Annotated in this window: 15 protein-coding genes and 1 rRNA gene; 10 read left to right on the forward strand and 6 right to left on the reverse strand. The window is 71.8% G+C overall.

Annotation, left to right across the window (positions count from 1 at the left end):
- Positions 1–86 precede the first annotated feature (86 nt).
- The 4 genes from rrf to BIV01_RS02100 all read left to right on the forward strand — a co-directional run bounded on the left by rrf (position 87) and on the right by BIV01_RS02100 (position 5,713).
- Positions 87–203: ribosomal RNA gene (rrf, locus tag BIV01_RS02085) — 5S ribosomal RNA — on the forward strand.
- Between the two features lie 98 nt (positions 204–301).
- A complete protein-coding gene (locus BIV01_RS02090; protein WP_083413716.1) occupies positions 302–1,465 on the forward strand; it encodes an ROK family transcriptional regulator in 1,164 nt (387 codons plus the stop codon).
- A 73-nt stretch (positions 1,466–1,538) separates the two neighbouring features.
- The gene (locus tag BIV01_RS02095; RefSeq protein WP_083413717.1) at positions 1,539–3,554 is read left to right on the forward strand and encodes a beta-galactosidase; all 2,016 of its coding nucleotides are present in this window, start codon (positions 1,539–1,541) and stop codon (positions 3,552–3,554) included.
- A complete protein-coding gene (locus BIV01_RS02100) occupies positions 3,551–5,713 on the forward strand; it encodes an alpha-galactosidase (RefSeq protein ID WP_139199178.1) in 2,163 nt (720 codons plus the stop codon). Before BIV01_RS02095 ends, BIV01_RS02100 begins: the two co-directional genes overlap by 4 nt.
- Positions 5,714–5,755: 42 nt before the next feature.
- Here the strand turns inward: BIV01_RS02100 and BIV01_RS02105 are convergent, their stop codons facing one another.
- A complete protein-coding gene (locus tag BIV01_RS02105; protein WP_071301779.1) occupies positions 5,756–8,347 on the reverse strand; it encodes a glycoside hydrolase family 2 protein in 2,592 nt (863 codons plus the stop codon).
- Positions 8,348–8,455: 108 nt separating this feature from the next.
- Here BIV01_RS02105 and BIV01_RS02110 point away from each other — a divergent pair, with 108 nt between their 5' ends.
- Genes BIV01_RS02110 through BIV01_RS02130 form a run of 6 tightly spaced genes read left to right on the forward strand, consistent with a single transcriptional unit; the run spans position 8,456 to position 16,167 of the window.
- Complete coding sequence (locus tag BIV01_RS02110; protein WP_071301780.1) at positions 8,456–10,144, forward strand: ABC transporter substrate-binding protein; 1,689 nt, start codon at positions 8,456–8,458, stop codon at positions 10,142–10,144.
- Positions 10,145–10,173: 29 nt separating this feature from the next.
- Positions 10,174–11,163 (forward strand): ABC transporter permease, encoded by a 990-nt coding sequence (locus tag BIV01_RS02115; RefSeq protein WP_070418539.1) that lies wholly within the window; start codon positions 10,174–10,176, stop codon positions 11,161–11,163.
- Between the two features lie 12 nt (positions 11,164–11,175).
- Positions 11,176–12,237: an ABC transporter permease gene (locus tag BIV01_RS19200; protein ID WP_092387810.1), complete on the forward strand. Its 1,062-nt coding sequence runs from the start codon at positions 11,176–11,178 to the stop codon at positions 12,235–12,237.
- The gene (locus tag BIV01_RS19205) at positions 12,234–13,112 is read left to right on the forward strand and encodes an ABC transporter ATP-binding protein (RefSeq protein WP_092387808.1); all 879 of its coding nucleotides are present in this window, start codon (positions 12,234–12,236) and stop codon (positions 13,110–13,112) included. Before BIV01_RS19200 ends, BIV01_RS19205 begins: the two co-directional genes overlap by 4 nt.
- Positions 13,109–14,017, forward strand: coding sequence for an ABC transporter ATP-binding protein (locus BIV01_RS02125; RefSeq protein ID WP_071301781.1), 909 nt, complete (start codon positions 13,109–13,111; stop codon positions 14,015–14,017). The genes BIV01_RS19205 and BIV01_RS02125 overlap by 4 nt, the downstream gene beginning before the upstream one ends.
- Positions 13,963–16,167, forward strand: a complete 2,205-nt coding sequence (locus BIV01_RS02130; RefSeq protein WP_071301782.1) for a glycoside hydrolase family 36 protein — start codon at positions 13,963–13,965, stop codon at positions 16,165–16,167. Before BIV01_RS02125 ends, BIV01_RS02130 begins: the two co-directional genes overlap by 55 nt.
- A gap of 204 nt (positions 16,168–16,371) precedes the next feature.
- On the opposite strand, the gene BIV01_RS19615 is transcribed toward BIV01_RS02130, so the two are convergent.
- From BIV01_RS19615 to BIV01_RS02150, 5 genes are all read right to left on the reverse strand, one after another.
- A complete protein-coding gene (locus BIV01_RS19615) occupies positions 16,372–16,521 on the reverse strand; it encodes a hypothetical protein (RefSeq protein ID WP_175473619.1) in 150 nt (49 codons plus the stop codon).
- Positions 16,522–16,790: 269 nt separating this feature from the next.
- On the reverse strand, positions 16,791–17,417 hold the full coding sequence (locus tag BIV01_RS02135) for a response regulator transcription factor (protein WP_071301783.1): 627 nt from the start codon (positions 17,415–17,417) through the stop codon (positions 16,791–16,793).
- Entirely contained in the window at positions 17,414–18,613 is a 1,200-nt protein-coding gene (locus BIV01_RS02140) for a sensor histidine kinase (RefSeq protein ID WP_071301784.1), read from the reverse strand. Before BIV01_RS02140 ends, BIV01_RS02135 begins: the two co-directional genes overlap by 4 nt.
- A gap of 53 nt (positions 18,614–18,666) precedes the next feature.
- The gene (locus BIV01_RS02145; protein ID WP_071301785.1) at positions 18,667–19,503 is read right to left on the reverse strand and encodes an ABC transporter permease; all 837 of its coding nucleotides are present in this window, start codon (positions 19,501–19,503) and stop codon (positions 18,667–18,669) included.
- The gene (locus tag BIV01_RS02150; protein WP_071301786.1) at positions 19,500–20,339 is read right to left on the reverse strand and encodes an ABC transporter ATP-binding protein; all 840 of its coding nucleotides are present in this window, start codon (positions 20,337–20,339) and stop codon (positions 19,500–19,502) included. Before BIV01_RS02150 ends, BIV01_RS02145 begins: the two co-directional genes overlap by 4 nt.
- Positions 20,340–20,387 lie beyond the last annotated feature (48 nt).

Here is a 20,387-nt window from a genome sequence, read left to right on the forward strand (position 1 = left end):
TTCCCGACAGACGATCGGGAATCAAACTGAATACTTCAGCTTGTACTGAGGGAACGGTTTTGATCCAGGATTTGGGTCGAAGGTGTTCCGGTGGTCATAGCGAGAGGGAAACGCCCGGTCACATTCCGAACCCGGAAGCTAAGCCTCTCAGCGCCGATGGTACTGCAAGGGGGACCTTGTGGGAGAGTAGGACGCCGCCGGACTCAACGTTGCAACACCAGGGAACCCCTGACCACCACGTGGTCAGGGGTTTTCTGCGTTTCCCGGCGCGTTATGATCGGCCGAAGAACGAAGGGGACCGATGACTGAGCAGCTCGATCGAGCAGCGATCGACCCGGGTCCGGTGTGGCCGGTGTTGACCGATGCGACGAGGTCCGCCCTGCGCGAGATCCTCGTGCACGGTGTGCTCTCCCGTGCGGAGATCGCTCGGTCGCTCGGCCTGTCGCGGGCGAGCCTCACGCGGGCCGTGCGGACGCTCCAGGAGCACGGGTTCGTGATCGAGGTCGGTACGGGGGTGCGTGGCGCCACCGGTCGGCCGTCGGAGCTCCTCCGGACGAGCGAGGGCGTGTGGGAGTTCGTGGGCGTGAAGCTCACGCAGGACCGCCTGTACGCGGCGGTCACGGACCTCGCGGGACGGGTGCTCGCCCTGCACGAGGAAGTGCTGCGCGACGCATCGCCCGACGCGCTCGTGGCCCAGGTCGGCGAGGTCGTCGACCGGCTCCGGGCCGCGTCGCCGGCGATCTGCTCGCTGGGCGTCTCGGTGCCCGGCGACGTGGTCACCCGTGACGGCGTGACCCTGGTCGAGGTGTCGCAGTTCCTCGGCTGGCGGGACGTCCCGCTGTCGGACATGCTCGAGAGCCGGACGGGGCTCGTGACCTTCACGGTGAACGACGTCGACGCGCTCACGGCCAAGGAGCACTGGATCGGCGCCGGCGCGGGCGTCACCTCGATGGCACTCGTCACGGTCGGGGCGGGCGTCGGGTTCGGGCTCGTCACGAACGGCGAGGTGTCGGAGGGCGCCCACGGTCGGTTCGGTCGCGTCGGGCACCTGCCCGTGTACGGCGGCGGTCCGGACTGCGGGGTCGGGCACGCGGGCTGCGTGTCGAGCTACCTGCCGAGCTCCATCGTGGCGCGGAACGCCGGCCACGAGGACGCTGGGTACGACGCGGTGGTCGACCTGGCCCGCGCGGGGGACGAGCAGGCGCTCCAGGCCCTCCGCGACGCCGGCACGGCCCTGGGTGTGCTCCTGTCGACGGTGGTGACGCTGGTGGACCCGGAGACCATCGTGCTGACCGGCGACGGCCTGCCCGTGTACGACCTCGCCCGCGCCGAGGTGGACGCGGCGTTCTGGCAGGGCCTCCGCCCGTACGAGCCCGCCGTGACCATCGTCGTGCAACCGTTCGAGTTCTCCGAGTGGGCGCGTGCGGCTGCGGTCCTCGCGGTCCGCCGGCTCCTCCGCTTCTGACTTAGTTACCCGAGTTGACAAACGCCTTCGACGGGCGGGATGCTGGTCCGGTCCACCCGTCGAAGGAGATGTCGTGACCCCTGCTCGTTCCGTGCCCTGGCCCACCGAGGACCTGTCGTTCGGTGGTGACTACAGCCCCGAGCAGTGGCCGCGCTCGGTGTGGGACGAGGACGTCCGACTCATGCGCGAGGCCGGTGTGAACCTCGTCACGGTCGGGGTCTTCTCGTGGGGGCTCCTCGAGCGGTCACCGGGGGAGTACACCTGGGACTGGCTCGACGACGTGCTCGACCTGCTGCACGACAACGGCATCGCGGTGGACCTCGCGACACCGACCGCCGCCCCGCCGAACTGGCTGCTCACGGCGCACCCCGAGATCCTGCCCGTCGACGCGACCGAACGCCGCGAGCGTCCCGGTGGCCGGCTCGGCTGGTGCCCGGCCTCGCCGGTGTTCCGTGAGCACGCGCTCCGGATCGCCGGTGCCCTGGCCGAACGGTACGGGGAGCACCCCGCGGTCCGGCTCTGGCACGTGAGCAACGAGCTCGGCGGCGGGAACGGCCGCTGCTACTGCGATGTCTCGGCAGCCGACTTCCGGCGCTGGCTCCGCGCGCGGTACGACGACGTCGACGCAGCGAACGCCGCGTGGGGCACCGCCTTCTGGGGGCACACCTACACGTCGTTCGACGAGGTCTCCCCGCCGCGCGGCGTCGGTGGGGCCCCGAACCCGGGGCTCGCCCTCGACTTCGAGCGCTACTCGTCGGACGCGCTCCTCGCCCACTTCGAGGCCGAGAAGGCCGTCATCGAGCAGCACTCCGCCGTACCCGTCACGACGAACTTCATGGTGGGCGCCGGTTCCCAGGTCGTCGACTACGCCGAGTGGGCCCGCCACGTCGCGATCCCGGCGAACGACCACTACACGCTGGTCGACGACCCCGACCGCGCCGAGGACCTCGCGGCCGCTGCCGACCGCATGCGCGGGATGACCCGCGACGGCGGTCCGTGGCTGCTCATGGAGCACTCGACCGGTGGCCCGAGCTGGCAGCAGCGGAACCGCGCGAAGGAACCCGGCGAGATCCTCCGCAACTCGCTCGCCCACGTGGCACGCGGGTCGGACGGCGCGCTCTTCTTCCAGTGGCGCGCGTCGACCGCCGGCGCCGAGCAGTTCCACTCCGCGATGGTCCCGCACGCCGGCACCCGGAGCCGCGTCTGGCGCGAGGTCTGCGCCCTCGGCCGCGCACTCCGCGCCCTCGGGCCGGTCCAGGGCGCCCCGGTCGAACGTGCCCGCGTCGCGATCGTCGTGGACGAGGCGTCCGGCTGGGCGCTCCAGTCCGGGCTGAAGCCGCACCGAGGACTCCGGTACGGGGACGAGCTCCGTGCCTGGCACACCGCGTTCTGGCGCCGCCAGGTCCTGACCGACGTCGTCCCGCTCGACGCCGACCTGTCCGGGTACGACGTCGTGGTGCTCCCGACCCTCTTCGTCGTCGACGACGCGGCCGCGGCGCGGATCAGCGCCGTCGTGGAGCACGGCGCGACGCTCCTGGTGACCTACGCCTCGGGGATCGTGGACGAGACCGCGCGGGTCCGCACCGGTGGCTACCCGGGTGCGTTCCGCGACGTGCTCGGCGTGTGGTCGGAGGAGTTCACCCCGCTGCAGCGCGACGAGCGCGTCCTGCTCGACGACGGCACGGTCGTCACCGACTGGGCGGAGGACGTGGTCGTCGAGGACGCCGACGTCGTCCTCCGGCACGTCGACGGGCCGCTCGCGGGCCGCCCCGCGGTCACACGCCGCGCCGCCTGCGGCGGCGCCTGGTACGTCTCGGCGATGCTCGACGCGGACGGGGTGCAACGGATCGTGGACCGGATCGTCGAGGAGCGAGCGATCGCGCGGACCGTCATCGCGCCTCCAGGCCTGGAGGCAGTGCGTCGCGTCCGGCAGGACGGCACCGGGATCCTGTTCCTCCTGAACCACCGCACCGACGACGTCGTCCTGTCGGCTGCCGGGACCGACCTGCTCGACGGCTCCGGGCACGGCCCGGAGACCGTCGTGCCCGCCGGCGGCGTCCGCGTGCTCCTCGAGGAGGCGACGGCATGACCGTCGTGGACGGTGAAGAGGCGCGGCCAGCCGTGCCGGCGGCGGTGACGCGCGTCCACGCGCTGCGCGCGGCCGGGGTGGGTGTCGTCGTCGCGACCCGTGTCGACGGCCTGCCCGAGGTGCTGCACTGGGGGCGGGACGTCGGCGAGGTCGTACCGGAGGACGCGGACGACCTCGTGCTCGCCGTCGCGCGGGCGGTCTCACCGAGTGCGTTCGACGCCCCGTGGCCGGTGACGATCCTGCCCACCGAACAGGACGGGTGGGAGGGGCGGCCCGGGATCGCCGGACAGGTCGGCGGCCGCCCGCTCGTACCGGTGTGGCGCGACGTCGTCGTGCACGTCGAGGGGCAGCTGCTCGTGGTCGACGCTGCGTCGGACGAGGTGGCGCTGCACAGCGAGTTCGCCCTCGACGACGCCGGGGTCCTGCGGGTGCGGCATGCGCTGACGAACAGCGGCACGGCCGACGTCGAGGTGCAGACGCTCGAAGCGGTGCTGCCGGTGGGGGAGCGTGCCGCCGAGGTGCTCGACCTCGCCGGACGGTGGACCCGCGAGCGGACCCCGCAGCGGCGGGCGATGACCGACGGGGTGCACGTGCGCGAGAGCCGTCGGGGGCGGACCGGGCACGACGCCCCGACCCTCACGGTGCTCGGGACCCCGGGGTTCGACGACACCACCGGCGAGCTGTGGGCGGTGCACCCGGCGTGGAGCGCGGACTCCGTGCACCGGTACGACCAGCTCGCCGAGGCCCGTCCCGTGCTCGGCGCGGGTGAGCTCCTGCGCGCGGGCGAGGTCGTGCTCCGTCCGGGCGAGACGTTCACCACGCCCGACACCGTCTTCGTCTGGACCGACGCCGGGCTCGACGGGGTCGCCGCCCGCCTCCACGACTCCCTCCGCGCGCGCCCCGGGCACCCACGGACCCCGCGTCCCGTCGTGCTGAACACCTGGGAGGCCGTCTACTACCGGCAGGAGCTGGAGCCGCTGCTCGCACTCGCGCGGGTCGCTGCCGACGTCGGTGTCGAACGGTTCGTCCTCGACGACGGCTGGTTCACCGGACGCCGCTCCGACACCACGGCCCTCGGCGACTGGACGGTCGACGCCGACGTCTGGCCGCAGGGCCTCGGCCCGCTCGTCGCCGGTGTCCGAGCGCTCGGCATGGACTTCGGGCTGTGGTTCGAGCCGGAGATGGTGAGCCCGGAGTCCGAGCTCGCGGTCGACCACCCGGACTGGCTCCTGCAGGACCCCGGTCGCACCCGGACCTGGCGGCACCAGTACGTGCTCGACCTCGCCCGCGCGGACGTCCGCGAGCACGTGCTCGACCGGATGTCGGCGGTGATCGGCGCGCACCACGTCGACTTCGTGAAGTGGGACCAGAACCGCGACGTCGTGCAGACCGTGCACGCCGGCCGGGTCGGCCTCGACGCGCACACCCGTGGCGCCTACGCGGTGATGGACGAGCTCCGTCGCCGACACCCCTGGCTCGAGATCGAGGCGTGCGCGTCCGGCGGCGCCCGGGTCGACCTGGGCGTCCTCGAACGCACCGACCGGGTGTGGGCCTCGGACTCGAACGACGCGATGGAACGGCTGCCGATCCAGCGGTGGACCGAGCTCCTGCTGCCGCTCGAGCTCATCGGGTCGCACGTCGGCCCGGAGGTGTCGCACACCACCGGGCGGCACCTCGACCTCGACTTCCGGATGGCGGTGTCGCTCTTCGGCAGCGCCGGCATCGAGACCGACGTCACCCGGTGCAGCCCAGCGGAGCTCGACCGGCTGCGGGAGTGGACCGCGCTCTACAAGCGGGAGCGGGGACTGCTGCACTCCGGGCGGCTGCACCACGTCGAACTCGGGGACCCCGGGCTCGCGACGACGGCGGTCGTCGCGCGCGATCGGTCGCGCGCCCTCGTGCGGGTCGCTCGGACCGTGACGGGGCCGCGGTCCCTGGCCGTGCCGCTGCGCCTGCGCGGACTCGACCGGGAGCGCCGGTACCGGGTCGCACCGGTGACGGGGCTCCGGGTGCCGAAGGGGGTCGACGTGACCCGGACGCCGTGGATCGAGCGGGGGAGCGTGGAACTGTCCGGCGCGGTGCTCGAGGACGTGGGGGTGCGGCTGCCCGCGCTGGCCCCGGGGACCGCACTCGTGCTCGAGGTGCAGGCGACCGACTGACCGGGGCGGACGGGCCGGGTACGCGCCCGGCCCGTCCACGCCTCAGGGCAGGAGGTCGCCCGCGTGCCGGAGCACCAGGGGCCCGGCCAACGCCTCCACGTCGATGCCCGCCGCGCGCGTGACCTCGAACACCGCCGACTCGCCGGGCAGCAGCGACACCAGCCCCTCGTCGACCCGGGCCGTGGCGACCACCCGGTCCGGGAACAGCGCGAGGTCCCGCACGTACGCCGTCGCCGAGACCGTGACCCGCGCTCCCTCCGGCGTCGCCGCGACGTCGACCGAGAACGGTCGACGCCCGAGGCGCTGGTCGACGACCTCCGCGAAGTCGTGCACCCGCCGCCCCGAGGCCGACCCGGTCACCACGAGCACCTCACCCGTGCGGTCCTGCGGCACCGCGACCTCGACGGGCAGCGTGATCCGGACCGCGTCCGCCGGGTCGACCGAGACGGTCGCCGTGGTCCCGGCGAGGACGGTGCCGTCGAACGCGCGGCGCTCGACGACGACCTCGTCGGTGACAGGCGCACCGCCGGCGTTCACCACGACGACGTCGAGGCCGTCGCCCGCCGTCGACCGCTGGACCGTCGCGAGGACCTCGCGGTAGGCCTTTCGGACCGCGTACCAGACCGGCTTCCGGTGCCCGGCGTGGTCGACGAGTGCCCAGGACACCACGGGCCAGTCGTCGTTGAGCTGCCAGACGACCATGCCGGTGTTGTCCGGCGTGCGGGACCGGAACCACTCCATGCCGAAGCGGATCGCGTGCGCCTGGTTGAGCTGCGCGGCCCAGTGCCAGTCCTCGATGGTCGTCGGCGCCGGGAGGTGCCCGCGCATGCCGTCGGCGAGCTTCCGGTTGCCCTCGTGCGCCTTCTGGTGCACGAGCATCTCGTGGCCGTCCGGGTCGAGCGGCTCGTCGTGCACCACCGCGGTGAGGGTCGACCACGCGGGCGGTCCTTGGAACCCGAACTCGGCGACGAACCGCGGCTGCCAGTCGGCGTAGGCGGTGTAGTCCTTCGTGTTCCAGACGTCCCAGATGTGCACGCTGCCGTTCCGCTCGTCGTTCGGCGTCAGGTACTCGTCGAACGAGAACGGGCTCCCGGGGGTGTACGGCCGGGTCGGGTCGAGCTCCGCGACGATCGCGGGCAGCAGCGAACGGTAGTACCCGTTGCCCCAGGTGCGACCGACGAGCGACGGCCGCCACCCCCACTCGGCGTAGGCCACGAGGTTCTCGTTGTTGCCGTTCCACACCACGAGCGAGGGGTGGGGACTGAGGCGGGTGACGGCCTCGCGGACCTCGGGCTCGACCTCGTCGGCCAGCCAGGGTTCCTCGGCGTAGGCCGCGCAGGCGAACAGGAAGTCCTGCCAGACGAGGATCCCGAGCTCGTCGCACCGGTCGTACAGGTCGTCGGACTCGTAGATCCCGCCGCCCCAGATCCGGAGCAGGTTGACGTTCGCCTCGACCGCGTCGTCGATCCGCTCGGCGTAGCGCTCGGCCGTCATCTCGGTGAGGTACGCGTGGTCCGGGATCCAGTTCGCACCGCGCACGATGACGGGCCGGTCGTTGACGCGCAGGAGGAACGGCGCGCCACCCGCGTCGGCAGCCGTGTCGAGGGTGACGGTCCGGAACCCCACCCGGCCGGTCCAGACGTCGTCGCCGACCTCGACCCGGACGTCGTACAGGGGCTGGTCACCGTGGCCGCGCGGCCACCAGACGGCGACGTCGGGGACCTCGAGCCGCACGACGGCGGAGCCGGTCGTACGCTCCGGTCCGGTCGCGACGGGGCGCGCGCCGACGACCCGGCCGGAGGTGTCGGCGGGGTCGGTGGGGCGGACGGGAGGCGCGGTGTCGGAACCGCGGTGCGCTGCGGACGCGTGGTGCGGGGCCAGGGTGATCCGGGCCTCCAGTCCGGCACCCGCGTCACCACCTGCGGACGCGACGGGCGCGCTGCCGATGGCCTGCGAGAAGGCGCCGGAGGAGCCGGCGAACTCGACGTCGACGTGCGCCGTGAGCACGCCGGTGGTGCCGTCGACGTCGACGAGGGGGCGGACGGCCGCGATGCGGACGCCGCTCCAGGACTCGATGCCGATCGACTTCCAGATGCCGCTCGTCGCGACGTCGACGCCCCAGTCCCAGCCGAAGTTCGACGCGTTCTTCCGGAGCGCGTTGTAGGGGTGGTGGTTGACGTGCGGGAGCTCGCCGCCGTGCAGCTCGGAGAGCCGGACGGCCGCGGGCACGGGCGCGTCGAACGTGACGACGAGCTCGTTCGCGCCCGGTCGGAGCAGGTGTCCGACGGGGAATCGGTACGAGCGGTGCTGGTTCGCGGTGGTGCCGACGACGATGCCGTTGAGCTCGATCGTCGCGAGCGTGTCGAGTCCGTCGGCGACGAGGTCGTGGCGGCGCTCCCCGGTGCCGCCGGCCCAGTCGAACGTCCGCCGGTACCGCCAGACCGTGTCGCCGATCCACTGCGTCGCGGCCTCGCCGTCACCGTCGAAGGGATCGGGGATCTTGCCGCCGCGCAGCAGATCGGTGTGCACGCAGCCGGGCACCACCGCCTGCACCGGGTCGCGGTGAGCATCGGCCTCCGGTGGACCGGCCACCGCCTCGAGGGTCCAGTGGCCGTCCAGTGTCGTGCGCTCCATCGCGCCTCCTCACGTCGTCGTGCAAGCTCTTGACCGGGTTAGTTTAGCCGTGTAACAATCGCGGTCACAACGACCAGGCCTGCGACGGAGCAGACCGAGAGGACAACGATGTCAACACCAAACCGTTCCCGGCGGCTCGCCATCGCGGCCGCGGCCATCCTCACCACCGCGGGACTCGCCCTCACCGGCTGCAGCTCGAGCGGGACCGCGGCGTCGTCCGACTCCGCATCGACCCTGATCGCGTACACCGGACAGTCCGGCGACTACCAGATCAACTACAACCCCTGGTCGCCGTCGAACATCGGTGGCGTCGGGACGATCTACGAGGGCCTGTTCTTCATCACGAACGTGAACACGAAGGACCCGAAGCCGCTGCTCGGCAAGAGCTACGAGTGGAACGCCGACGGCACCCAGCTGAGCATCACCCTCCGCGACGACGCGAAGTGGAGCGACGGGAAGCCCTTCACGGCGAAGGACGTCGTGTTCACCCTCGACATGCTCAAGAAGTACAAGGCGCTCAACTCCATCGGGTACGACGGCACCGCGAAGGCCGAGGGGGACGACAAGGTCGTCGTGTCCTTCGCGAAGCCGTCCTTCGTGCTCGGCCCGAACCTGCTCGGCAAGACCTGGATCGTGCCGGAGCACCTCTGGAAGGACATCGACCCGACCACCGACGTCGTGCGCAAGCCCGTCGGGACGGGCCCGTACACGCTCGGCACGTTCAAGGCGCAGGCCTTCACCCTCGAGGCGAACAAGGACTACTGGGGCGGTGCCCCGGCCGTGAAGACGATCCGCTACCTGTCGCTCTCCGGCAACACCGCGGGTGCCGACGCCCTGTCGCAGGGCTCGATCGACTGGCAGACCGGCCCCGTCCCGAACATGGACGACATCCCCGGCCACTACCAGGGCTACGACGGCATCACCGTCGGCCAGAACCAGATGGCCCTGCTGACCTGCTCGTCGACGGCGCTCGGCTGCTCGGGCCCGCAGACCGACCCGGCCGTGCGGCACGCCATCGCCGACGCGATCAACCGCAAGCAGCTCAACTCCCTCGCGTTCTCGAACACCGCCAGCGAGATCTCGCCGACCTTCGCACTGACGACGACGCAGAAGGACATGATCTCGAAGGACGTCTCGCCGGCCGTGATGCCGTCCGGTGCCGACACCGACGCCGCGGCCTCGACGCTCGAGGACGCCGGGTACGCCAAGGGTGCCGACGGCATCTACGCGAAGGACGGCAAGAAGCTGTCCCTGACGGTCGAGGTCGTCACCGGCTGGACCGACTACATCACCGCGATCGACACGATGACGCAGCAGCTCAAGGCCGCCGGCATCGAGCTCAAGGCACAGCAGTCGTCGTGGAACGAGTGGACCGACAAGAAGACAAAGGGCAACTACCAGCTCGCGATCGACTCGCTCGGCCAGGGCCCGACCGCGAACCCGTACTACCTCTACAACAACTACTACTCGACCGCGAACACCGCGAAGGTCGGTGAGGCGGCCCCGATGAACATCGCCCGCTACAGCAACCCCGAGGTCGACGCCGCGCTGCAGAAGCTCGCGACGATCAACCCGGAGGACACCGCGGCGACCCAGCCCGAACTCGACGTCATCCAGCAGCACGTCGTCGAGGACATGCCGTACATCCCGATCATGACCGGCGGCACGACGAGCGAGTTCCACGCCGCGAAGTTCACCGGCTGGCCGACGAAGGACGACCTGTACGCGTTCCCGGCGGTCTGGGCGAGCCCGGACAACGCCGAGATCTTCAAGGCCCTCAAGCCCGCCAAGGGCTGAGGCGAGGACTGCGACCGAGGAGCGCTCGTATGCACTACTTCCTGCGCAAGATCGGCTTCTACATCGTGGCCCTCTGGGCGGCGTTGACGCTGAACTTCATCATCCCCAGGCTCCTGCCCGGGAACCCCGTGGACATCCTGCTCGCCAAGCTCCAGCAGCGCGGCGGGCAGGTGACCCCGGCGACCCGGCAGGCGTACGAGCTGCTCCTCGGTGGCAACTCCTCGGAACCGATCCTCGCCCAGTACGGCCAGTACCTGGGCAACGTGTTCCGCGGTGACCTCGGGGTGTCGGTGAGCTACTTCCCGGCACCGGTGACCGAGGTCATCGGGAGCTCCCTGCCGTGGACGATCGCCCTCGTCGGCATCGCCACCGTGCTCGCCGCCGTCATCGGGGTCGCCCTCGGCGCCTTCGTCGGGTGGCGACCGGGCACCTGGCTCGACTCGTTCGTGCCGGCCACCACCCTGCTCGCCGCCGTGCCGTACTTCTGGCTCGCGCTGATCCTCGTGTACTTCTTCGCGACCGGACTGCACCTCTTCCCGGCCCAGGGCGGCTACGACGTCGTCCTCACACCGGGGTTCAACGGCGAGTTCCTCATGTCGGCGCTCAAGTACGGCGTGCTGCCCGCCGCGACGATCGTGCTCGCCTCGCTCGGCGGCTGGTTGCTCGGGATGCGCAACATGATGGTGTCCACGCTGTCCGAGGACTACATCACCACGGCGCTCGCGAAGGGCCTGCCGCACGGCAAGGTCCTCCGCAACTACGCCGCCCGCAACGCCGTGCTGCCGTCGGTCGCCGGGTTCGCGATCTCCCTCGGGTTCATCGTGTCCGGGTCCGTCGTCACCGAGCAGGTGTTCTCGTACCCCGGCATCGGGTCGAAGCTCCTCTCCGCGGTGACGAACAACGACTACGCGCTCATGCAGGGCATCTTCCTGTTCATCACCCTGGCGGTCCTCGGCGCGAACCTCGTCGTCGACCTGCTCTACGGGCTCATCGACCCGCGCACCCGGGCCCGGAGCTAGGAGGACACGACCATGACCAACATCCAACAGGAGACCGAACCCACCATCGGCGCCCTCACCGAGGAGGCCGAATCCGGTTCCACCCGGAGCATCGCGACCGCTCGTCGTGGCCGGCCGAAGGGCGGCGTCCGCCGGTTCCTCCCCACGCTGACGCCGTGGCTCGTCACGGGCATCGTGCTCATCGTCGGCGTCGCCCTGTTCGGGCTGCTCGGCCCGCTGCTCGTCGGCGACCCGAGCGCCATCCGCGACTCGGGCATGCAGCCGCCGAGCGCCGACAACCTGCTCGGGACGACGCAGACCGGGCAGGACGTCCTCGCCCAGCTCGCGTTCGCCACCCGGGGCAGCCTGCAGATCGGTCTCATCGTCGGTGTCCTCGCCACGGTGCTGTCGGCGTTCTTCGGCATCCTCGGCGCGTACCTCGGCGGGATCATGGACGAGGCGTTCTCGCTCTTCTCGAACGTGTTCCTCGTGATCCCGGGCCTGCCGCTCGTCATCGTCATCTCGGGCCTCGTCCCGCAGGAGGCCCGAGGCCTCTGGACCATCGCCATCGTCCTCGCGATCACGTCGTGGGCCGGGTCCGCCCGGGTCCTCCGCGCGCAGACGATGTCGATCCGGAACCGGGACTACGTGTCCGCCGCACGGGTCGCCGGGGAACGACCGTGGCGGGTCATCGCGGTGGAGATCCTGCCGAACCTGCTGCCGGTGCTCGCGTCGCAGTTCGTGTTCGCCGTCATCGCCGCGATCCTCGGCGAGGCCGGGCTGTCCTTCCTCGGCCTCGGCGCCTCGAACTCGTCGACGCTCGGCACGATGCTCTTCTACGCGCAGAACGGCTTCGCGCTCGCCCAGGGCGCCTGGTGGTGGTTCGTCCCGCCGGGGCTCCTCATCGCACTGCTCGGCATGGGCCTCTCCCTCGTCAACTTCTCGATCGACGAGGTCATCAACCCGCGGCTCGCGAACGTGCGGGCGCAGCGACGGCGTGAACGTCGCGCACGTCGTGCGGCCCGCCGTCCCGGCCCAGGAGGCGCGGCTCGCCGCACCGAGACCACCACCGACCGGAAGGGGGTCGCCCGATGACCCGGGACGCCGTCCTCACCATCGACCACCTCGACGTCGTCTACGAGACCGAGCACCCGGTGCACGCCGTCAAGGACGTCTCGCTGACGCTCGCACCCGGGGAGATCCTCGGGCTGGCCGGGGAGTCCGGCTGCGGCAAGACGACGCTCGCCTACGCCATCACCCGGCTGCACAAGCCGCCAGCGAAGGTGACGTCGGGCAGCATCACCTTCCACGACCGGGACGGCAGCGACGTCGACCTGCTCGGCCTCGGCGACGAACAGCTCCGTGCCGTCCGCTGGTCGAAGCTGTCGATGGTGTTCCAGGGGGCGATGAACGCGCTCAACCCGGTCACCACGATCCGGGCACAGCTCGACGACGCGCTCGTCGAGCACCGCCGCGGCATGCCCCGCAAGGAGCGTCGGGCGATCGCGGAGGACGCGCTCCGCCGGGTCGGGGTCGACCCGTCCCGCATCACGGCGTACCCGCACGAACTCTCCGGCGGCATGCGGCAGCGCGTGATGATCGCGATGGCGATGCTGCTCGAGCCGCAGGTCATGATCATGGACGAGCCGACCACCGCGCTCGACGTCGTCGTGCAGCGGGAGATCCTCCGCGAGATCGTCCGCCTGCGCGACGAGCTCGGCTTCGCGGTCGTGTTCATCACGCACGACCTGCCGCTGCTGCTCGAGATCAGTGACCGGATCGCGATCATGCTCCGCGGCGAGGTCGTCGAGTGCGCCACCGCCGACACCATCCAGCACGACCCGCAGCACCCCTACACCCGGCGGCTGCTGCAGTCCTTCCCGAGCCTGTCCGGCGCCCGCGGCGACTTCATCCGCACCGGGGCGAGCATCGACGGTTCGGACCTCGACACCCAGGAGGTCGTCCGATGACCAGTGTGACCGTCAGCCACCTCGGCAAGGACTTCCACACCCGGAAGGGCCTGCGGCGGACCACCCTCCGCGCCGTCGACGACGTGTCGTTCGAGCTCCTGCCCGGACGCACCGTCGCCCTCGTCGGGGAGTCCGGTTCGGGCAAGTCGACGATCGCCCGGATGCTCGCGAAGCTGGAGAGCACCACGCGCGGCTCGATCGACGTCCGGCTCGAGGACGGCACCCCCGTCGTCGGCAGCATGTACCGGCGGCACGTGCAGATGGTGTTCCAGGACCCCTTCGCGTCGCTCAACCCGTTCCACTCCATCGAGCACCACATCGCCCGCCCGCTGCAGCTCCACCACCGTGCGCGCGGCGCCGAGGAGACCGCCGAACGCGTCCGGGAGCTGCTCGGCCGCGTGAACCTCGACGAGGACTTCGCGTCCCGCCGCCCGCACGAGCTCTCCGGCGGGCAGCGACAGCGCGTCGCGATCGCCCGGGCCCTCGCACCCGGCGCGCAGGTGCTCATCGCCGACGAGCCCGTGTCGATGCTCGACGTGTCGATCCGGCTCAGCGTGCTCAACCTCATGGGGCGGCTGCAGCGCGAGGACCACCTCGCCGTGCTGTACATCACGCACGACCTCGCCACTGCGCGGCACTTCTCGGACGAGATCCTGGTGCTGTACCGCGGCCGGGTCGTCGAACGGGGACCCTCGGACGCGGTCATCCTCGACCCGCAGCACGACTACACCCGGCTGCTCGCCGAGGCCGCCCCCGACCCGGAGCGCACCGACCGCCGGGTGACCTCGGGACCGGCACTCGACCGCTCCACGATCGACAACACCACCTGCTACGACCACACCCTGGGGGAGTGGGTCACGAGTTCGCCGGCACCGGTCGGGGCGGTCCGGGCCGGGACGCCGTGAGCGCGTTCGTCGACTGGGTCACGCCCGGGTTCTCGGCACGGTTCCGGATCGCGTCGGACCGACCGGTCGCCCTGGTGTCGTTCGTGCCGACCGGCGGGTCGCTCGCCGACGGCCCCGACGACCCGCAGCCGCTCGTCGAGCTGACCACCGTCGGCCACGGCAGGTTCCCCGGCGGGTTCCGGCACGTCGACTCCACCATCGGCGCACGGCTCCGGTACGTGTCGCACGACGACGCCCCCGTGTCCGTGGGCGGGACCGGATCAGGGCCCGCGGACACGACCGGGGCGGTGGACGGGACCGACCTGTGGTTCCGGATCGTGCAGGAGGACGCGGCCACGCGCCTCCAGGTCGTGTCCGTGTTCTGCGCGCGTGCCGGCGTCGGAGCGTTCCGGACGTGGACCGAGGTGTCGGCGGCGGAGGGCGAGCACGTCGTCGACTTCGTCTCGTCCTTCGCGACCGGGGCGTTCCTGACCGACTCCGGTGCGACGGTCGACGAACTGTCGTTGACGCACGCCGAGAACGACTGGGCAGCCGAGAGCCGGTGGCGCACCGATCCGCTGCGGTCGATCGGGCTCGCCCGCATCGATCGCGAGGCGCAGCACCACCCGCCCCGCAGCCGCGCCGTCCTGCAGAACCGCGGCTCGTGGTCCACCGGGGAGGCGTTGCCGATCGGCGTGCTGCACGCTGCCGACTTCGCGCTCGTGTGGCAGGTCGAGCACAACGGGCCGTGGCTCTACGAGCTGGGGGAGACCCGGCGGCACGCGTACGTGCTGCTGAGCGGACCGACCGACCAGGAGCACCAGTGGAGCGCCGTCGTCGCTCCGGGACAGCCGTTCACGTCCGTGCCGGTGTCGGTCGGGATCGCCGGCTCGGTCGGCGACGCGTTCGCGGTGCTCACCCGGCAGCGTCGGGCGTTCCGGCACGTGCGCGACGCCGATCGCGCCCTGCCGCTGGTCTTCAACGACTACATGAACACGCTCATGGGCGACCCGACGACCGAGAAGCTCCTGCCGCTCATCGACGCGGCCGCCGACGCCGGTGCCGACCTGTTCTGCATCGACGCCGGCTGGTACGCCGAGGGGCACTGGTGGGACACCGTCGGCGCGTGGGAGCCCGCGGCGTCGCGGTTCCCGACCGGGCTCGGGTCCGTCATCGACCACATCCGTTCGCGGGGCATGCAGGCCGGGCTCTGGCTCGAGCCCGAGGTCATCGGGATCCACTCGCCGCTGGCGTCGTCGTTGCCGTCGTCCGCCTTCGTGCACCACCGCGGGGTGCGGGTCGCGGAGCACGGCCGGCACCTGCTCGACCTGCGCTCGCCGGATGCCCGGGCGCACCTCGACGCGGTCGTCGACCGGCTCGTCGGGACGCTCGGCGTGACGTTCTTCAAGATGGACGACAACACGATGACGGGGCCGTTCGCGGGGCAGCTCGAGCACCAGCGGGCGCTGCTGGACTGGCTCGACGACGTGCAGGCCCGCTACCCGTCGCTGCTCATCGAGAACTGCGCCTCGGGAGCGATGCGCGCCGACTTCGCGATGCTGTCCCGGTTGCACATGCAGTCCACGTCGGACCAGCAGGACCCGGTGCTGTCCGCCACGATCTCCGCCGCAGCGCCCGGCGCGATGCTCCCCGAGCAGGCGGGGAACTGGGCGTACCCGGCGCCGTCGATGTCGCCCGACCTGTTCGACCTCGCGCTGGTGAACGGGGTGCTCGGGCGGATGTACCTGTCGGGGTACCTCAACGAGATGTCGACCGCGCAGCTGGCGGTCGTGGCCGCGGCGATCGAGGCGCACCGGACCGTGCTCGCGGACGTGTCGTCGGCGCTGCCGGTGTGGCCGCTCGGGCTGCCCGGGTGGGAGGACACCTGGGTCGCGCTCGGCCTCGACGTGCCGGACGGGGACCTGTACCTGTCGGTGTGGGCGTTGCCGGGGGCCTCGTCGTCGGTGTCGTTGCCGCTGCCGGCGCTCGTGGGGCAGCCGGTGGCGGTGTCGCCGCTCTTCCCGACGGCGATCGGGGCCTGGGAGGTCTCGTGGGACGCCGACGCGGGGGTGCTGCACGTCGACCATGGCGGGGCCACCCCGACGGCCCGGGTGTTCCGCGTCCGGCGAGACCCGGGCGTCCGGTCGGGCGGGGCCGGCGCGGGGCGCTGACCGGGGCGGGCGCCGGATGGCAGACGGTGCACGTTCCGGGACGGGAGGCGCGGTGCGGGCAGGCGCCGCGCCCTCCCGTCCGGTGGGGCGGAGGTGGGCGCGCGGCGCGGTGCGGTTCGGTGCGGCGCGGACGGGATCGTGTGGTCGCCTCTGACCGTTCTGGTTCGGGATCCCCGGGGATCGCGAACCGGAACGGTCACGCGCTCAGGAGTCCGGGCGAATCCAGTCCGTGAGGGGCTCGAAGGACGCCGGTGGCAGGACCTCGTCGGGCTCGGCGGCCCGCACGCCGGTGTCGATCGTGGCCGCTCCGCACTCCAGGCACCGGCGGGCGACGCCGTCGCGCTCGTCGACCACCAGGGGTCGTGCGGACCGCCGGGTCCCCACGGTGCTCGAACGTGACCAGGACGGAGTGCCCGACCCCAGCGGAGCATCAGTTCGGGAACGGTCATCCGCACGACGGTGCCGGCGACCGTGCTGTGCTCGAACCGGCCGTCCTCGTCGATGTCGAGCCGGAACTGCCAGTGCTCCCGCGGTGACTCCTGGTGGACGCCGTCGATGACGGTTCGTGCCCCTCGTCGGAGGGCGGCGAGCTCCGGGGCGACCGCGGGACCGTCGGGGCGGGGTCAGCGCAGCAGGCCGAGCTCCATCGCGCGGGTCACGGCGCGCGTCCGGTCGTTCACGCCGAGCTTCTCGAACACGTGCCCGAGGTGCGTCTTGACGGTGGTCTCGCTGAGGAAGAGCGTGCGGCCGATCGCCGGGTTCGAGTTGCCCTGCGCGACGAGCTGCAGGACCTCGAGCTCGCGCGGTGACAGTGTCGGCCCGGTCGTGGGCTTGCCGGTCGCCCGGCGGACGAGGGCAGCTGCGGCCGAGGGTGCGAGTGCCGTCCCACCGCGTGCCGTCGCGCGGAGGCCCGCGAGGATCTCCGACTCCGGCGCCGCCTTGAGCAGGTACCCCGCGGCACCGGCCTCGATCGCGGCGAGGATCTGGTCGTCCGACTCGTAGGTCGTGAGGATGAGCACGCGGACGTTCGGCTCGCGGGCGAGGATCCGCGCGGTGGCGTCGTCGCCGTCGAGGCCGGGCATCCGGAGGTCCATCAGGACGACGTCGGGTCGTTCGGCGAGCGTGATCGCGACCGCCGCCTCGCCGTCGCTCGCCTGCCCGACCACCTCGACGTCGTCGGCGTCCTGGAGCAGCGCGACGATGCCGGCGCGGACGATGGGGTGGTCGTCCGCCACGACGACGCGGATCACCGGTGCACCTCCGTCAGTGGTGCGTCGACTGCCGGGAGGCGCGGCTCGGCCCCGGTGGGCAGCGTCACCTCGACGACGGTGCCACGTCCGGCCTCGCTCGTGATGGCGCAGGTGCCGCCGGCGAGGGCGAGCCGCTCGCGCAGGCCCCGCAACCCGTGGCCGGCGGTCGGGAGGGATGCGTCGAAGCCGACGCCGTCGTCCGAGACCCGGAGGCCGACCTGATCGGCTGCCACGTGCAGTGCGACCCGCGCCGTGGCGGCGTGGGCGTGCGCGCGGACGTTGGCCAGTGCCTCCTGGGCGGCGCGGAGCAGCACCACCTGCGTGTCGCGGTCCAGCGCGCAGTCCGCTGCCTCGACCGTGACCGGTATGCCGGTCTCGCGCGTGAACCGCTCGCCGAGGCGGTGCAGGGCGGCGCCGAGTCCGTCGCCCGCCACCCCGGCAGCGCCCGCAGCGACGAGGGTGCGGGACTCTTCGAGTGCTGCGCGCGCGGACTCCTCGAGGATGGTGAGTCGCTCGTCGAGTCGGTCGACACGTTCGGCCGCGAGGTCCCCGCGGGCGCGCTCGGTGAGCATGACGATGCCGGCGAGGTTCTGTGCGACGGTGTCGTGGATCTCGCGGGCGAGGCGTTCGCGTTCGCTCGTCACGCCGGCGCTGCGGTGCGCCTCGGCGAGGGAGTCCTGGGTCGCGCGGAGTTCGTCGAGCAGGCGGCGTCGTTCGTCGGAGAGTTCGGCGATCCGGGTGATCCAGAGTCCGAGCGCGCAGGCACCCGCGATGCTGACGCCCTCGATGAGGACCGTGCTGACGAGGCTGTCCGGGCCGCTCGCGATCTGGAGCCCGATCCCCGCGGCGACGCCGATCGCGACCGAGACCACCACCGCCGTCCGTGTCCGGTCGATCTGGCACCACGCGACGGGGAAGAGGATGCACTGCACGAGCGCGGTGCTCGGGACGACCGCGGGGAGCACGAGCGCCGCGAGCACCAGCAGCGGGACGAAGCCGGCGGCAGCGTGGGGGACCTCGTAGCCGCGCCAGCCGTACGCCGCGTAGGCCACGGCGAGGACGCCGAGCATCGCGAACGCCGGCCACCGGTCCGTCCACGGGGACCACCCGAGCACGGTGATCACCGCGACGAGGGCGATCGTGACGCCGAACGCCACGTGCAGGCCCCAGTTGCGGTGCGCCGTGATGCGGTCCATGGCCTCAGCATCCCATCGCCCGGATGCCGCCGAGCGGTTTTCCACAGGCCGGATCACGCGTCCTTGCGATTCCACCGGAACGTCAGCAGGCAGGCCACCGCGCCCACGACCAGCCACGCTGTCAGGACGAGGGCTCCCAGGCCGAGGTGCCACGCGCCTCCTGGCTCGGCGGACGCGAACGCGTCGGGCAGGAAGACCGACCGCATGCCGGACGCCATCCACCGCAGGGGGAAGACGGACGCGACGTTCTGCAGCCAGTCGGGGAGCTGCGTGAAGGGGAGGTAGACGCCGGAGATGAACTGGAGGACCAGGACGATGGGGACGATCGTGGCGGTGGCGCGGCGGCCCTCGCGGGGGAGCGCCGAGATCGCGATGCCGAGGACGCAGCTCGTCGCGACCCCGAGGAGCATGATGCCCGCGAAGTGCGCCCACGCGCCGCCGTCGGTGGGCAGGTCCACGCCGAAGACGAGGCTCGCGATCGCCAGCAGCAGGGCGGTCTGCACGACCGTCGTGACGAGGACCATGCCGATCTTGCCGATGAAGTAGCTCACCACCGGCAGGGGTGTGCCGCCCAGACGCTTCAGCGTGCCGTCGCTGCGTTCGCCCGCGATGTCGACGCCGAGGGACTGCGTGCCGGACAGCAGGATGCCAGTCGCGACCAGGCCGGGCAGGTAGTACGTGGCGTAGTCGACGCTGACGTTCGGTCCCGCCTGGATGTCCGGCGCGCTGCTGAACGCGACCGAGAACAGCGCCAGCATCACGATGGGGAAGAGGAAGGTGAAGAAGACGGCGTCGGGCGCTCGGAAGTACGAGCGGAGTTCGTAGCCGATGCGGTGCGCGCCGATCGTGGCGGCGTTCGCGGTGGTCGTGTTCGTCGTTGTGGCGCTCATCGGTGGCCGACCATTCCGAGGTAGACGTCCTCGAGGGACGGGCGGATGACTTCGAGGTCGTGCATGGGTTCCGGGGTGCTCCGGATCAGGGCGGTCGGTTCGTTCGTCCGCCGTTTGTGGGGTTCGCCGACGTCGTCACGCCACCTGACGCGCGGGGTGCGGGCCTCGGCGCCGCCGATCTCGTCGATCGGGGCGATGTCGAGCAGCCGGCCGTCGGCGATGACCGCTGCCCGGTCGGCGAGGTGTGCGGCCTCGTCGAGGTAGTGCGTGGTGAGGAGGATCGTCGTGCCTTCGCGCTTGACCTCGTCGATGAGGTCCCAGAAGCGGCGCCGGGCCTCCGGGTCGAAGCCGGTCGTGGGCTCGTCGAGGAAGAGGACCTCGGGGCGGCCGATGATGCCGAGGGCGACGTCGACGCGCCGACGTTGGCCGCCGCTCAGTCTGCTGATGCGGGTGTTGCGCTGCGGCTCGAGGCCGGTCTTCTCGAGGAGTTCTTCGACGCTGCGGTGCCGCGGGTACAGGGTCGTGAAGTGCCGGAGCTGTTCCGCGACGGTGACGTTGGGGGACTCGGCGCTGGTCTGCAGGACGATCCCGATGCGTGCGTTGTGGCTGCGGCTCGTGCGGGCGGGGTCGTGGCCGAGCACCCGGACGTCACCGTCGGTGCGGGTGCGGTAGCCCTCGAGGATCTCGACCGTGGTGGTCTTGCCGGCGCCGTTCGGGCCGAGGAGCGCGAAGGTCTCGCCGCGGGGGATGTCGAAGGAGACGTCGTCCACGGCGCGCTTGCCGGTGGCGTACTGCTTCGTGAGGTGGTGGACTTCGATGGCGGGGGTGTCGGGCATGGGTCCAGCCTGACCGTTGGATGCGATGAGGGGATCGGCCGGTGCGGT

The sequence above is a fragment of the Curtobacterium sp. MCBA15_013 genome, assembly GCF_001865095.1.
In the GTDB taxonomy this organism is placed as follows: domain Bacteria; phylum Actinomycetota; class Actinomycetes; order Actinomycetales; family Microbacteriaceae; genus Curtobacterium.

Bases quoted from the DNA above. Each gene is read 5' to 3' on its own strand.
- BIV01_RS02090 (WP_083413716.1), top strand. From the start codon at position 302: ATGACTGAGCAGCTCGATCGAGCAGCGATCGACCCGGGTCCGGTGTGG.
- BIV01_RS02100 (WP_139199178.1), top strand. From the start codon at position 3,551: ATGACCGTCGTGGACGGTGAAGAGGCGCGGCCAGCCGTGCCGGCGGCG.
- BIV01_RS02105 (WP_071301779.1), bottom strand. From the start codon at position 8,347: ATGGAGCGCACGACACTGGACGGCCACTGGACCCTCGAGGCGGTGGCC.
- BIV01_RS02110 (WP_071301780.1), top strand. From the start codon at position 8,456: ATGTCAACACCAAACCGTTCCCGGCGGCTCGCCATCGCGGCCGCGGCC.
- BIV01_RS02115 (WP_070418539.1), top strand. From the start codon at position 10,174: ATGCACTACTTCCTGCGCAAGATCGGCTTCTACATCGTGGCCCTCTGG.
- BIV01_RS19200 (WP_092387810.1), top strand. From the start codon at position 11,176: ATGACCAACATCCAACAGGAGACCGAACCCACCATCGGCGCCCTCACC.
- BIV01_RS19205 (WP_092387808.1), top strand. From the start codon at position 12,234: ATGACCCGGGACGCCGTCCTCACCATCGACCACCTCGACGTCGTCTAC.
- BIV01_RS02125 (WP_071301781.1), top strand. From the start codon at position 13,109: ATGACCAGTGTGACCGTCAGCCACCTCGGCAAGGACTTCCACACCCGG.
- BIV01_RS02140 (WP_071301784.1), bottom strand. From the start codon at position 18,613: ATGGACCGCATCACGGCGCACCGCAACTGGGGCCTGCACGTGGCGTTC.
- BIV01_RS02145 (WP_071301785.1), bottom strand. From the start codon at position 19,503: ATGAGCGCCACAACGACGAACACGACCACCGCGAACGCCGCCACGATC.
- BIV01_RS02150 (WP_071301786.1), bottom strand. From the start codon at position 20,339: ATGCCCGACACCCCCGCCATCGAAGTCCACCACCTCACGAAGCAGTAC.